Genomic DNA, 13,429 nt, shown 5'->3' on the forward strand with positions numbered 1-13,429 from the left:
GCTGGAGATTGGCGAAGGCAGGAGTGCAGTCCAATCTCCCCCCTTGCGGGGGAGATGGCCGGCAGGCCAGAGGGGGGTGTGACGGAACACTATCCTTCGCAGTGCGCGCCTTCGCGGAGCGCGTCGCATGAGCCGGATGACGATCCTCACCGAGAAGGAACTGCGCACAATCGTGACGCTCGATCTCGACGCCGTCGCCTGCGTCGAAAACGCTTTCCGCGCGCTCGCCACATTGCCGGTGGCGATGCCGCCGATTCTGCGGTTGGACATTCACGAGCAGCGCGGCGAGGTCGATGTGAAGTCCGCCTATGTGCCTGGAATAGACGGTTTCGCCGTTAAGATAAGCTCCGGCTTCTTCGACAATCCGAATCTCGGTCTGCCCAGCGGGGGCGGCATGATGGTGTTGCTCTCGGCAAGAACCGGTGTGGTCGAGGCGCTGCTGCTGGACAATGGCTATCTCACAGATGTCCGCACCGCTGCTGCGGGCGCCGTCGCGGCGAAGCATCTGTCGCGGCCGGATTCGTCCGTCGCCGCAATCTTCGGCGCCGGCGTGCAAGCCGGGCTGCAACTCGAAGCGCTCATGTTGGTGCGGCCGATCGCCGAGGCACGTATCTGGGCGCGCGATGCGGTCAAGGCGCAGACGGCCGCAGGCGCGCTGCGCGAAAAGCTCGGCATTCTCGTGCGCGCCGAGCCGGATGCAGCCAAAGCAACCATCGGCGCCGACATCATCGTCACCACCACGCCGTCGACCGAGCCGCTGATCAAGGCCGGCTTTGTCGTTGCCGGGCAGCACATCACCGCCATGGGCTCGGATGCCGAACACAAGAACGAGATCGCGCCGGCGATCCTGCGCATGGCCGATCTCTATGTCGCCGACAGCGCCAAGCAGACACGGCGTCTGGGAGAACTGCATCACGCCATCGCATCGGGCGTGATGGGAGCCGATGCCGCGGTCACCGAACTCGGCCAGATCATCGCCGGCGAACGGCACGGAAGGCGCTCACCCAGCGACATCACCATCGCCGACCTCACCGGCACCGGCGTGCAGGATACGGCGATCGCCACGCTCGCTCGCAACCGGGCGCGGGCGGCCAATGCCGGAACCGTTTTCGAGAGCTGATGCTGGCCGCAAGCATGATCCGGAAAAGTGGAAACCGGTTTTCCGATCAGATCATGCTCAAGCAAAAAATTCCTGGAGCCGGATCCAACGAAGTGAAAACGGGCTCCAGGACCCCAACAAACGAGGACCAAGAACAATGCAACCGAACCTGAAATTCTCGCGTGGCGAATTTGCGGATCGCCTCGCCAAGACGCGAAAAGCCATGGAGGGGAAAGGCGTCGATCTGCTTGTTGTCAGCGACCCATCCAACATGGCCTGGCTGACCGGCTATGATGGCTGGTCGTTCTATGTGCATCAGGCGGTGATCGTGCCACCATCGGGCGAGCCGGTGTGGTACGGTCGCGGCCAGGATGCCAATGGCGCCAAGCGCACCGCCTATCTCGCGCATGACAACATCGTCGGCTATGCCGACCACTACGTGCAGTCGACCGAGCGCCACCCGATGGATTTTTTGGCCAGAGTGCTCAGTGATCGCGGCTGGAGCAAGCTGACCATCGGCGTCGAGATGGACAATTACTGGTTCTCGGCTGCCGCCTTCGCCGCGTTGCAGAAGCACCTGCCCAACGCCCGCTTCGTCGACGCGACAGCGCTGGTCAACTGGCAGCGCGCCGTGAAGAGTTCAACCGAGATCGACTATATGCGCAAGGCGGCTCGGATCGTCGAAGCCATGCACCAGCGCATCGTCGACAAGATCGAAGTAGGCATGCGCAAATGCGATCTGGTCGCCGAGATCTACGATGCCGGCACGCGCGGTGTCGATGGCGTCGGCGGCGACTATCCGGCGATCGTGCCGCTGCTGCCGTCGGGCGCCGACGCCTCGGCGCCGCATCTCACCTGGGACGACCAGCCGATGAAGTCGGGCGAGGGCACCTTCTTCGAGATCGCCGGCTGCTACAACCGCTACCATTGCCCGCTGTCGCGCACCGTCTTTCTCGGCAAGCCGACACAGGAATTCCTCGATGCCGAGAAGGCGACACTGGAAGGCATGGAGGCGGGGCTGGCGGCGGCAAAGCCCGGCAATGCCTGTGAGGACATCGCCAACGCCTTTTTCGCCGTGTTGAAGAAATATGGCATCGTCAAGGACAACCGCACCGGCTATTCCATCGGTCTCTCCTATCCGCCGGATTGGGGCGAACGCACCATGAGCCTGCGCCCCGGCGACCGCACCGAACTCAAGCCCGGCATGACCTTCCATTTCATGACCGGTCTCTGGCTGGAGACCATGGGACTGGAAATCACCGAATCCATCCTGATCACCGAAACCGGTGTAGAGTGCCTCGCCAATGTACCGCGCAAACTGGTGGTGAAGAATTGAGCCCGATGCATAGCCTCCGCCCTTCCCCGATCGCCCCGACCGTCGATTTCGACAAGGACGGCGTGCAACATGGTTTCCTGCGCCTGCCCTACAGCCGCGACGACTCGGCGTGGGGTTCGGTGACGATCCCGATCTGCGTCATCCGCAACGGCAAGGGGCCGGCCGCGCTGCTCACCGGTGGCAACCATGGCGACGAGTATGAGGGGCCGCTGGCGCTCTACGATCTCGCCCGCACGCTCGATCCCAAACAGGTCAGCGGCACGGTGATCATCGTGCCGGCGATGAACTATCCGGCCTTCCGCGCCGGCACCCGGACGTCGCCGATCGACAAGGGCAACATGAACCGCAGCTTTCCCGGCCGTCCCGACGGCACGGTGACCGAGAAGATCGCCGACTACTTTCAACGCGAACTGCTGCCGCGGGCCGACCTCGTCTTCGATTTCCACTCCGGCGGCAGGACGCTGGATTTCGTGCCCTTCTGTGCCGCCCACACGGTGCCCGACAAGGCGCTGGAGCAGAAAGCCTTCGACGCGGTCGCCGCGTTCTCGGCCCCGTTCTCGATGCGCATGATCGAGATTGACTCCGTCGGCATGTATGACACGGCGGCCGAGGAAATGGGCAAGGTCTTCGTCAGCACCGAGCTTGGCGGCGGCGGCACCTCGCGTGCCCAGACCGTGCGGATCGCGCGGCGCGGCATCAGCAATGTGCTGCGCCATGCCGGCATTGTTGATGGTGCGGTCGAGAAGGGCAGAACTCAGTGGCTCGACATGCCGTCAGGCGATTGTTTCTCCTTCGCCGAGGACGACGGCATGATCGAGACCATGGTCGATCTCGGCGAGCCTGTGAAAGAAGGCTCGGTGCTGGCGCGCATCCATTCCACCGGCCGCACCGGCATCGCTCCGCAGGAGATCAAGGCAAAAATGTCCGGCATTCTGGCGGCGCGGCATTTCCCCGGCCTGGTCAAAACCGGTGACTGCGCCGCCGTCCTGGCCCTTGTGGTTTCATCGTGATCTCGCAGAGTACGCCGCGCGAATATCAGTCGGTCTGGATCCAGACCGACTTGGTCTCCAGATACTCGTGCAGATGCTCGATGCCGCCCTCGCGGCCATAACCCGACATCTTCATGCCGCCGAACGGCACCGCCGGGTCGATGGCATGGTACATGTTGACCCAGATCGAGCCGGCCTTGACCCGGCGCGCAAGCTTGTGCGCGGTGCCCAGATGCGTGGTGAAGATGCCGGCGGCCAGGCCATAGGGCGTCGCATTGGCACGCGCCACCGCTTCGTCGAGCGTGTCGAAGGGCATCGCCGAAATGACCGGGCCGAAAATCTCCTCGCGCGCGATGGTCATCTGGTCCGACACGGCGCCGAAGACCGTCGGCGCAATGAAGTTGCCGCCATCGTAGAGCTCGCCGGTCAGCCGCGAGCCACCGGCGACCAGTTCGGCGCCTTCGTCGCTGCCGGCCCTGATATAGCCCTCCACCTTGGCTGCCTGCCTGGCATTGATGAGCGGTCCGATTTCCGTCTCTGCCTCGATGCCATGGCCGATCCGCAGTCTGCCGGCGAAATCGGCGAGCCGTCGGACGAACTCGTCATGGATTTCGCGCGCCACGAACAGCCGCGAGCCGGCAATGCAGATCTGGCCCGAATGCACGAACACCGCCATCGCCGCGATCGGAACAGCCTTGTCGATGTCGGCGTCGCGGCAGACGATGATCGGCGACTTGCCGCCGAGCTCCAGTGAAACGCGTTTGAGGTTGGCCATGGCTGCCCGCGCGATGGCCTGGCCGGTCAGCGTCGAACCGGTGAAAACGATCTTGTTGACGTCTGGATGTTCGGCGAGCCGCGCACCGGCTTCCGCCCCGGTGCCGGTGACGACGTTGACGACGCCGTCGGGCACGCCGGCTTCCTGCATCAGTTGCGCGATCAGCAGCGGCGTCAGCGACGCATCCTCGGACGGTTTCAGCACGATGGTGCAGCCTGTCGCCAGCGCCGGCGCGATCTTCCAGATCGAGGCGGCGGTTGGCGCGTTCCAGGGAATGATCGCACCAACGACGCCCACCGGCTCGCGCCGGGTGAAGGTGACGATCTCGCCGGGAATCGAATTGTCGATCGTCTCGCCATGCAGCGCCGTCGCCATGCCGGCATAGAAGCGCAGCATGCCGATGACGCGGCGCCGGTTGGCGAGCGTGCGCGTGATCGGCAGTCCCATATCGAGCGTGTCGGAAACGCTGAGCTCTTCCCAATGCGTCTCGAACAGATCGGCGATCCTGAGCAGCACGCACTGCCGCTCGTAGGGCGAGAATTTGGACCATGGGCCTTCGAAGGCCGCGCGCGCGGCGGCCACCGCCGAGTCGATATCGGCAGCCCCGCCGCGCGGCACTGTCGCCAGCACCTCGCCTGTTGCCGGATTGAGTGCCTGCATGCCCTGGCCGGACTGCGCCGCGACCCACTTGCCGCCAATGAACATCGGTCGGAATTCGCCATGGTACAACGCCGTGGCCTTCGCCTTCGGGTCGAAGTTCAGCGTCATCTCTTCCTCCTCGCAATTCCTTGGCGACTATTACTCCCGCCGCCGACCTCAAACAAGGAAAGCTGAAGGGCGCTCGGACAATCAGATTGCGCGGACTTCCCGAACACGCCAGCCGCTAAACTAGAGCATGATCCCGAAAAGTGGGAACCGGTTTTCGGGAAAGATCGTGCTTCGACAAACAGCATCTAGAAAAATCATCCGGCATCTAGAAAAATCATCGCGAGTTGTCGGAGCGCGTCGCTGAAAGCTCAACGAGGCAAGCCGATCATTGCCCACGGCGACCGCGATGCCGGCATTGCAGACGCGAGCGCAACAGGTAGTCGCCCGCCGCCACCCAACGCTCACCCGCGGCCGGATCGATCGTTGGCCCTTCCAGCCGGCTTCACCGTGACAGAGGTTTCGCGCGCCGCTTCGCTGCAATCGCTGTTGGATGACTGCTCGCGGAAGCAAGATCGGTCAGCGGCCTCGCGACTTGCAAACATTGGCAGATTGAGCCGCAACCGACGGTGCCTGCATCGATCGAGCACGCCGGTCCGTCACTCCGGAAGTCCGGCCTTTCGGAAGCCATCGACGAAATGGTCGAGCGTGGCAGTGTCGCGGAACGGCTCAGTCTCGACCCAGTGGCGGGTGGTGAAATGTGGGTTCGCGACAAGGAACAGGTCGACCTCGGCGCGCGCCTCATCGATCCGGCCGAGTTGCGCAAGGCTTGCCGCAAGGAAACGGCGCGAGCTTGTCCGATACGTCTCGTCCCGGCGCGTCGTCTCGACGGCGGCTTCATAGTCGCGCGCCGCATATTGCGCCTGGCCGAGCGTCAGGTAGTACCAGCTTGCCGGAAACGGGTTCAGCCGGAACGCCTTGCCGATATAGTCGAGGCCGTCCTCGACGCGCCCGGCCAGGACCGCGATGTCGGACAATGTCGCCCAGGCATCGGCCTCGTTCGGGTCGAGTTCGAACGCCTTGGCAAATCCCACATCCGCTTCGTCGAATCTGCGCTCATAGGCAAGCAGGTTAGCAAGCACCCAGTGGCAGCCGGCATCGTTGGGATCGATCGCCACAGCCTTGCGCGCCAGTTCCAGGGCAAGGCTGCGGGCAGGCTCAATGGGCTCTCCCCAATGCACCCATCCCATCCAGTGGTTCATGGCAAGCCAGCGATAGGCTTCGGCATAGTCCGGATCGAGCGCAAGCGCGCGCGTCAGCAACAGATGCGCTTCGCGCGCCGTCTCCGGCGAGACGTCGATCAGGTTGCGGGCTCGCACGCACAGATCGTAGGCCTCGAGATTTCGAGGCCGGTTGCGCGGCAGCGGCGCGCGCAGCCGGCCAAGCAGCGCCTCGACGATCTTGGCCGTCACCTCGTCCTGAACGGCAAAAATATCTTCCAGGCCGCGATCGAAGCGGTCTGCCCACAAATGCTCGCCGCTCAGCGCGTCGACCAGCTGGGCGTTGATGCGCACGCGCCCGGCGGCGCGTCTGGCGCTGCCCTCCAAGAGATAGCGCACGCCAAGTTCCCTGGCGACCTCGCGCACATCCACCGCCTTGCCCTTGTAGGCAAAGGTCGAGTTGCGCGCGATGACGAACAGGCCGCCGATCCTCGACAGGTCGGTGATCAGGTCTTCGGTCAACCCGTCGGCGAAGGCTTCCTGCTCGGGGTCGTTGCTGAAATTGGCAAAGGGCAGCACGGCTATCGACGGTTTGGCGGGCAGCGGCAAAGCCTGTCGCTTCTCGTCGCCGAGCTGTTCGATGGCGCCGGCGAAGCGATAGCCGACGCGCGGAACGGTCGATATCCATTCTCCGCCGTTCGTGGCCGGACCCAGCAGCTTGCGCAATTGCGCAATCTGGACGGTGAGGTTGCCTTCCTCAACGGCGGTTCCTGGCCATGCCGCATCCATCAACTCGGCCTTGGCCACGATCTCGCCGGGCCGGGCGACGAGCGCCGCCAGCAGCTGCAGTCCGCGGTGGCCGGCGGCGACGGGAACTTGGTCCCGAAGGAGCGTTCCCGCACCCGGATCAAGCACGAACGGACCAAAGGCAAAGCGCGATCCCTGCATAACGCGCATCTATAGAGCAATTCCAGGAAAGGTGTGAAGGCGGTTTTCCCACGGGAAAGCGCGGAGCGCTTCACGGACGTATGGCGTCAAAACAAATAGTTGAGCACCTCGTCGTTTCTATGAATCGGCGAGGTGCTCTAACTGCTTTGGAACTTTTGAGAACTATTTGGCTGCGCTTAATTACGGCGCCGTCCGCATGCGGCAGAATTCAAGCTCTTTCAAGCAGAGGGCTGTCGCCCCTCAAACCGAATGGAGGTTGCCATGAACGATACCCTTGCTTCTGCTCGTGCAGCCTTGCCGGAAAAGGCGGTGTCATCGGGCCGGCGTCCGACAGGCCCGCGGGGCATGATCGCGGCCTGGCGCGAGCGGATACGCTTTCGCTGGGACCTCAAGCAGATGGCGGAGGCCAATCCGCACCTGATCGACGATATCGGTCTGACCAGACGCCAGGTCGAGGCCGAAATCGTCAAACGCTTCTGGCAAGTGTGAGCTGATGTCGCGGATAAGACCCGCCCGCCTGTTTGGGCGTACCGCGGCGTTTTGCCGGCATTTGCCCTTGCCGGAACGTGCCGATCCTGCTTCGAAGTCGGCATGAGCGCCGAAGACGCGACGTCACCGCCGGAGAACCACATCGCATGGGCCGCGATGGCCGGCATCATCGCGACAGTTACGGTGTTCGCCATAGCACAGGGGCTGACGTATCCGCTGCTCAGCTTCATCCTGGAACGGCAAGGGACGACACCGGGCCTTATCGGCCTCTCGGCCGCGATGACGCCTCTGGGTTTCATTATATCGTCGCTCTTCACGCCGGCGCTGGTCCGGCGGGTGGGCGCGGCGCGCTTTGCGGTTGTGTGTTCGATCCTGGCAGCAACCGTCCTGATCGCGATTGCCTGGACGCAGGATGTATGGGCCTGGATGCCGTTGCGCTTCCTGCTCGGCTTCTTTGCCAATCCGCTTTACGTGATCAGTGAAACCTGGCTGGTCTCGATCACACCCGCCGCACGCCGAGGCCGCATCATGGGCCTATACTCCTCCATCGTTTCCGCCGGCTTTGGCCTCGGCCCGCTGTCGCTAGGCTTGGTCGGCACGCAAGGATGGCCACCCTTCATCATCGGCAGCGCGGCCTTCCTTGTCTGCGGCCTGATCGTGCTTGCCGTCGCGCCACGCCTGCCCGACATGCCGCGTGAGGGCGAAGCGGTGTCGGTCGGCGGCTTCTTCGCGCTGGCGCCGCTGCTCTTGTTCGCAGTCTTCACGGCTGCCGCCTTCGAGCAAGTCCTGCTTTCGCTGTTCGCGGTCTATGGTGCCGCGCTCGGCAGCACTGAGCAGCGCATCGCTTCGCTCATCACCTGTTTCATCGCCGGCAATGCCGTGCTGCAGGTCGTGCTTGGGCGCGCCGCCGAACGGTTTGGCTCGAAGCCGATGATGCTGTTCTGTGTCCTGGCTTGCCTGGCCGGTTGTTTGCTGTTGCCGTTGCTCTTCGCTACATGGCTTGTCTGGCCGCTCTTCTTCGTCTGGGGCGGGGTCTCGTTCGGGATCTACACGCTGTCGCTGATCCAGCTCGGCGAGCGTTTCACCGGTCAAGCCTTGATCGCCGGCAATGCCGCCTTCGCGTTCGTATGGGGGGTAGGCGGCATCGTCGGCTCACCCGTGGCCGGGCTGGCGATGCAACTGACCGGACATCAGGGACTGCCATTGTCGCTTGGCATCCTGTGCTGCGTGCTGGTGGTGTTTCTGCTGGCGGAGTTACGGCGGGTTGACCGCGTTCAGGCGTAAGGCGTGCCTGCCATTGCGGCCTTCAGGCCGATGCTGCCCTTGTCGACAAGAGCGAGAAAGGCCGAACCCGCCTCGTCGCCGTCCTGGGTTTCTCGAAGCGTCCGATCCGCCTCGATGAACGCCACGGCCGCCAGGCGGGTGTCGGGATCTGCAGCTTACGCCCGCCGCCTTAGGATAGTGCCACCATTAGGATATCCCAGCTCGTCACGTTCGCTCGCGCCGACGCCGGCCCAGTGTTTCCGGACCAGCAATGTCTTCAGCTGCCATGTCTTCAACCTCGATGTCAGGCGAAAACGCGGCCGCCGTAGAACTCGGCGGCCGCCAATGGCAACCTATATTCGCCCGAGAACAACCAGAATGATCACGATGATCAGCACCAGCCCGAGGCCACCGCCGCCATAGTAACCAGTGCCGTAAAACGGGCCGCCGCCGAGGCCGCTGAAGCCGCCGAGCAACGCGATGATCAGGATGATAATAAGAATGGTACCCAGGCCCATATGCCGTCTCCTTCGCTGCCGCGCCGTTCACGGCGCGGCTCGAAGAACTAAACTCCCAGCAAGCCTTCCTGTTCCCCGGCGATTTTCATCCGACGGCTAAGGAACGAAAGCCATCATGACGGCGTTTGCTGAGGTTCAGGCGCAAGCTGCGCGTGCATCGCGCGCCGGGCGGCGCGTAGAATTCAGAATTTAGGGAGGATCGCCCTCAAGGCGGCCGGCGGCTCGTCCACCTGAACGCGCCGGCAGGCGTGACGCCGGGCTTGCGCTGGAAGGCGCGGCGAAACGTGTCGTCATCTGAAGCCGAATTGGTCGACGACGAGTTTTGGCCCCGCACCATTCCCAGTCGAGCTGAACCGGCAGCAGCTCACGTCGCCTTGCCGGCCGGCGCGCCTATGTCTTCCTCGGCAATATCGTCGAACGATGCGTAGTTCATGTTGTAGAGCCTGGCATAGAGGCCCTTGGCCGCCATCAGCTGCTCGTGATTTCCGCTCTCGACGATCTCGCCGTTCTGTAAGACGATGATGCGGTCGGCGCCGCGTATGGTCGCCAGCCGGTGCGCGATGACCAGCCCGGTGCGGCCTTCCAGCAGCGTGACCAGTGCCTTCTGGATCAGCATCTCGGTGTAGGAATCGATGCTCGCCGTCGCCTCGTCGAGCACCAGGATTTTCGCATCCGCCACCAGTGCGCGTGCAAAGCTGATCAGCTGGCGCTGGCCGAGGGACAGATTGCCGCCGCGCTGTTCGAGCTCGGTGTCGTAGCCATCGGGCAAATGCTCGATGAAGTCGTGCGCGCCAACGGCTTGCGCGGCGCGCACAACCTCTTCGCGGGTAGCCGATGTCTTGTGGTAGCGGATGTTCTCCAGCACCGTGCCGGAAAACAGGAATGGCTCCTGCAACACCATCGCCACCTGGTCGCCGAGCGAATCCTGCGTCACGTCGCGCACGTCGCGGCCGCCGACCCGCACCTCGCCCGACCAGACATCATAGAAGCGGTGCACCAGCGCCATGCAGCTCGACTTGCCCGAACCGGTCGGGCCGACAAGCGCAACCGTCTCGCCCGGATTGACGCGGAAGGAGATGTTTTTCAGCACCGGCTGGTTCTGCCGGTAGCCGAAGGTGACGTTCCTGAACTCGACCGAACCGTCCATGTCGCGCGTCAGCGCCACCGCGCCTTGTCTGTCGCTGACATCGACCGGCACGTCGAGCACTTCGGAAATTCGCTGGCCCGACGCCATGGCACGCTGCATGACCGAGTACTGCATGGTGAGCGAGCGGATCGGGTCGAAGAAGCGCTGGATATAGAACAGGAACGCCACCATGACGCCGATGTCGAGGCTGTGCGACAGCACCATCGAACCGCCGACGACGATCACGGTTGCCATCGCAATGCCGGTCAGCGTGTCGACGATCGGCACCATCACCTGCGCATATTTGGCCGAGGTCAGGTGAGCCCTGAGATTGGCCAGCACCTTCTCGTCATAAAGGTCGAAATTGACGTGCTGGCGCTCCAGGCTCTGCACCGTGCGAACGCCATGGATGCCTTCGGCCAGCGCGCCATTGGCGATCGAGTTGGTCTCATGCGCGGCCATGAAGGCGACCTTGGCGCGCGGCAGCCAGAACAGGCGCACGATGAACAACGCCGGCATGGTCGACAGCGTCAGCAGACCGAGCCGGAAATCGAGCCACAACAGAACGCTGACGATGCCGAACAGCAGCACGATGTCGCCCACCGACATCACCGAGGTCTCGAGGAATTCCTGCATGGAATTGACGTCGCCCTGCAGGCGCGACATCAACCGTCCCACTTCGGTCTTGTCCATGAAGCTCAGCGACACACGCTGCAGATGGCTGAACATGGCGCGGCGCAAATCCGACAGCACATTCTCGGCCACCTTGCCGACGACACTTTCCTGGACATAGCTGGCGCCATAGTTGATCAGGATGATCAGAGCGAAGGCGCCGATCGCCCAGTTCATGACGGAGCTGTCGGCCTTGCCCGCCGCCATGCCGTGGTCGATGGCGTAACGGATGACCAGCGGGATCGCCAATTGCGTCAGCGTGAACACCAGCACGGCGGCAACCGAGATGAAGATCCGGCCCTGATACGGTTTCACGAAGCTCCAGATGCGGCGCACGATACGCGGATCGTAGACCTTGCCGAAGACCTCTTCCTCGTCGCGGTGCGAACCGACGACGGCCCTGGTGGGCCGCCGGCTGGTGTCTTCCTTCTGGTCGTCGTTCTGTGTCGACATCATGCGGCTCCCACCGCCACCGGCAAATCGTCGTCCGGCCGCAGCTGCAGGTCGTAAAGCGCGCGGTAGCGTCCACCCAGCGCCAACAATTCCTGGTGCGTGCCGCGCTCGGAGATGCGGCCATTCTCGACGAACAGGATCTGGTCGGCATGCATCAGCGAGCTCAGCCGGTGCGAGATGATCAGCGTCACGCGGTCCTTGGCGAAGCGCTTCATCGCGGTGCGGATTCGCTGCTCGGTGCCGGCGTCGACAGCCGCGGTGGAATCGTCGAAGACCAGCACCGAAGGCCGCAGCATCAGGGTGCGGGCGATGGTCAGGCGCTGCCGCTGGCCGCCGGAAAGCGATGAGCCGCGCTCGCCCACGACCGTGGTGTAGCCGGCCGGAAGCCCGATGATGTAATTGTGCAACTGGGCGTATTCAGCCGCCTGCCCGATGCGGGTCTCGCGCGCCCAGGGATTTCCATAGGCGATGTTGTTTTCGATCGAGGTGGTGAACAGGAATGCGTCCTGCTGCACGACGCCGACCGCCTTGCGCAGCGATTGCAGCGTGACCTCGCGTATATCCTGCCCGTCGATGGTGATCGCGCCTGACCTCACATCGTAGAAGCGCGGGATCAGATGCGCCATGGTCGACTTGCCGCTGCCCGGCGGGCCGACAATGCCGACGGTCTCGCCGGACCTGGCCTCGAAGGAAATGCCCGACAGCGCCGGCCGGCCGCCGGCGCCCGCGTAGCGGAAGCCGACATTGTCGAAGCGCAGCAAGCCTTCGGTGACCACGAGATCCTTGGCATCAGGCGCATCCTCGATGTCAAGTTCGGCGTCAAGCAGTTCGAACAGCCTTGTGCCGCAGGTCGAGGCGCGGGCGAACGAGTTGACCATCAGCCCGAGCTGGCGCACCGGCATCTGCAGGATGGTCATGAAGGTGAGGAACTGCGCCAGCGTGCCGACGCTGATCTGGCCCGCGATCACCTTCTGGCCACCGAACCACAGCACCAGGCCCATGGCCGCCAGGAAGGAAAAATTCATGGCGCTGGTGTTGGAGACGCGGATGTCGACGCGCTGGTCGGCAAGCTCCAGCGCCGACTTCTTGGCGCGGTCGAATTTTTCCAGCTCATGCCGCTGCGCCGCAAAGGCGCGCACGACGCGGATTCCGCCGAGGTTCTCGTCCATCACCCGGCTCAGCACTGACAGCCGCTCCTGCAGCGTCAGCCAGGTGCTGCGCAGCCTGAGCTGTGTGACCGAGGAGCGCCAGGCGACGAACGGCACGAAACTCAGACTGAGCAGCCCGAGCTCGAGATCGGTGCTGATCAGGAGATAGGAGCCGACGCCGATCAGCACGCCGAGCAGCACCACGCGCAATATGCCGGTGGAAAAGAACATGCGCACGCCGTCGAGGTCGAGCAGGCCAAGCGTAATCAGGTCGCCGGTATGCACCCGGTCATGGAAGGAGAAGCTCAGCCGCTGGATCTTCTCGTAGAAGGCCAGGCGCAGCTCATAGCCGGTGCGGTGGCCAACGGCCTCGCCATAATAATTCTGCGCCATGGTGAAGAGGCCGCGCAGAATGCTGACGACGAGCAAGGTGATCGCCGTGGTCCACAGCGCCTGCTCAGCCGCCGCGCCGCCGCCTCCAGCCATCACGCCTTGCGCCTGGTCGATGGCGTGGCCCAGCAGGCGCGGGATGAACAGCTGCAGCGTCGCGGCGATGAAGGTCGAGGCGATGGTGATCGCAACCTGCCAGGGATGGCGCAACGTCATGCGCAGGATGCGCAGCAGCGTGCTGAGGCCCTTGCCCCAGGACGCCTCCGCCACATGGGGACTGTTGCAAAATTGGGTGGATGTGATTCCCTGTTTTTGAAACGGGGATTTTGCGATGACGACAAAGCCGAGCGGTCAGTTC

Annotated in this window: 11 protein-coding genes; 5 read left to right on the forward strand and 6 right to left on the reverse strand. The window is 63.7% G+C overall.

All coding sequences use genetic code 11. The features are described 5' to 3' along the window. Nucleotides 1–127 precede the first annotated feature (127 nt). The 3 genes from NKI96_RS20895 to doeB all read left to right on the forward strand — a co-directional run bounded on the left by NKI96_RS20895 (nt 128) and on the right by doeB (nt 3,445). Entirely contained in the window at nt 128–1,120 is a 993-nt protein-coding gene (locus tag NKI96_RS20895) for a cyclodeaminase (RefSeq protein WP_352580143.1), read from the forward strand. Nucleotides 1,121–1,256: 136 nt separating this feature from the next. After that, nucleotides 1,257–2,435, forward strand: a complete 1,179-nt coding sequence (gene doeA, locus NKI96_RS20900; protein WP_352805876.1) for an ectoine hydrolase DoeA — start codon at nt 1,257–1,259, stop codon at nt 2,433–2,435. 5 nt (nt 2,436–2,440) lie between these two features. Next, on the forward strand, nt 2,441–3,445 hold the full coding sequence (gene doeB, locus NKI96_RS20905) for a N(2)-acetyl-L-2,4-diaminobutanoate deacetylase DoeB (protein WP_352805879.1): 1,005 nt from the start codon (nt 2,441–2,443) through the stop codon (nt 3,443–3,445). 25 nt (nt 3,446–3,470) lie between these two features. On the opposite strand, the gene NKI96_RS20910 is transcribed toward doeB, so the two are convergent. Continuing rightward, the gene (locus NKI96_RS20910; RefSeq protein ID WP_352805882.1) at nt 3,471–4,967 is read right to left on the reverse strand and encodes an aldehyde dehydrogenase family protein; all 1,497 of its coding nucleotides are present in this window, start codon (nt 4,965–4,967) and stop codon (nt 3,471–3,473) included. A gap of 536 nt (nt 4,968–5,503) precedes the next feature. Further along, complete coding sequence (locus NKI96_RS20915) at nt 5,504–7,021, reverse strand: winged helix-turn-helix domain-containing tetratricopeptide repeat protein (RefSeq protein ID WP_023834897.1); 1,518 nt, start codon at nt 7,019–7,021, stop codon at nt 5,504–5,506. 252 nt (nt 7,022–7,273) lie between these two features. Here NKI96_RS20915 and NKI96_RS20920 point away from each other — a divergent pair, with 252 nt between their 5' ends. Both NKI96_RS20920 and NKI96_RS20925 read left to right on the forward strand, forming a co-directional pair. Beyond that, nucleotides 7,274–7,501: a DUF1127 domain-containing protein gene (locus NKI96_RS20920; protein ID WP_023692229.1), complete on the forward strand. Its 228-nt coding sequence runs from the start codon at nt 7,274–7,276 to the stop codon at nt 7,499–7,501. Nucleotides 7,502–7,603: 102 nt separating this feature from the next. Beyond that, a complete protein-coding gene (locus NKI96_RS20925) occupies nt 7,604–8,785 on the forward strand; it encodes an MFS transporter (RefSeq protein ID WP_352805885.1) in 1,182 nt (393 codons plus the stop codon). On the opposite strand, the gene NKI96_RS20930 is transcribed toward NKI96_RS20925, so the two are convergent. The 4 genes from NKI96_RS20930 to NKI96_RS20945 all read right to left on the reverse strand — a co-directional run bounded on the left by NKI96_RS20930 (nt 8,776) and on the right by NKI96_RS20945 (nt 13,287). Then, entirely contained in the window at nt 8,776–8,910 is a 135-nt protein-coding gene (locus tag NKI96_RS20930; protein WP_023686979.1) for a hypothetical protein, read from the reverse strand. The genes NKI96_RS20925 and NKI96_RS20930 overlap by 10 nt on opposite strands. A 207-nt stretch (nt 8,911–9,117) precedes the next feature. Continuing rightward, nucleotides 9,118–9,282, reverse strand: coding sequence for a DUF3309 family protein (locus NKI96_RS20935; protein WP_023667887.1), 165 nt, complete (start codon nt 9,280–9,282; stop codon nt 9,118–9,120). A gap of 364 nt (nt 9,283–9,646) precedes the next feature. After that, a complete protein-coding gene (locus NKI96_RS20940; RefSeq protein WP_352805888.1) occupies nt 9,647–11,533 on the reverse strand; it encodes an ABC transporter ATP-binding protein in 1,887 nt (628 codons plus the stop codon). After that, the gene (locus NKI96_RS20945; protein ID WP_352805899.1) at nt 11,533–13,287 is read right to left on the reverse strand and encodes an ABC transporter ATP-binding protein; all 1,755 of its coding nucleotides are present in this window, start codon (nt 13,285–13,287) and stop codon (nt 11,533–11,535) included. Before NKI96_RS20945 ends, NKI96_RS20940 begins: the two co-directional genes overlap by 1 nt. Between the last annotated feature and the right edge of the window lie 142 nt (nt 13,288–13,429).

Source organism: Mesorhizobium sp. M0292, assembly GCF_040321695.1.
GTDB lineage: Bacteria > Pseudomonadota > Alphaproteobacteria > Rhizobiales > Rhizobiaceae > Mesorhizobium.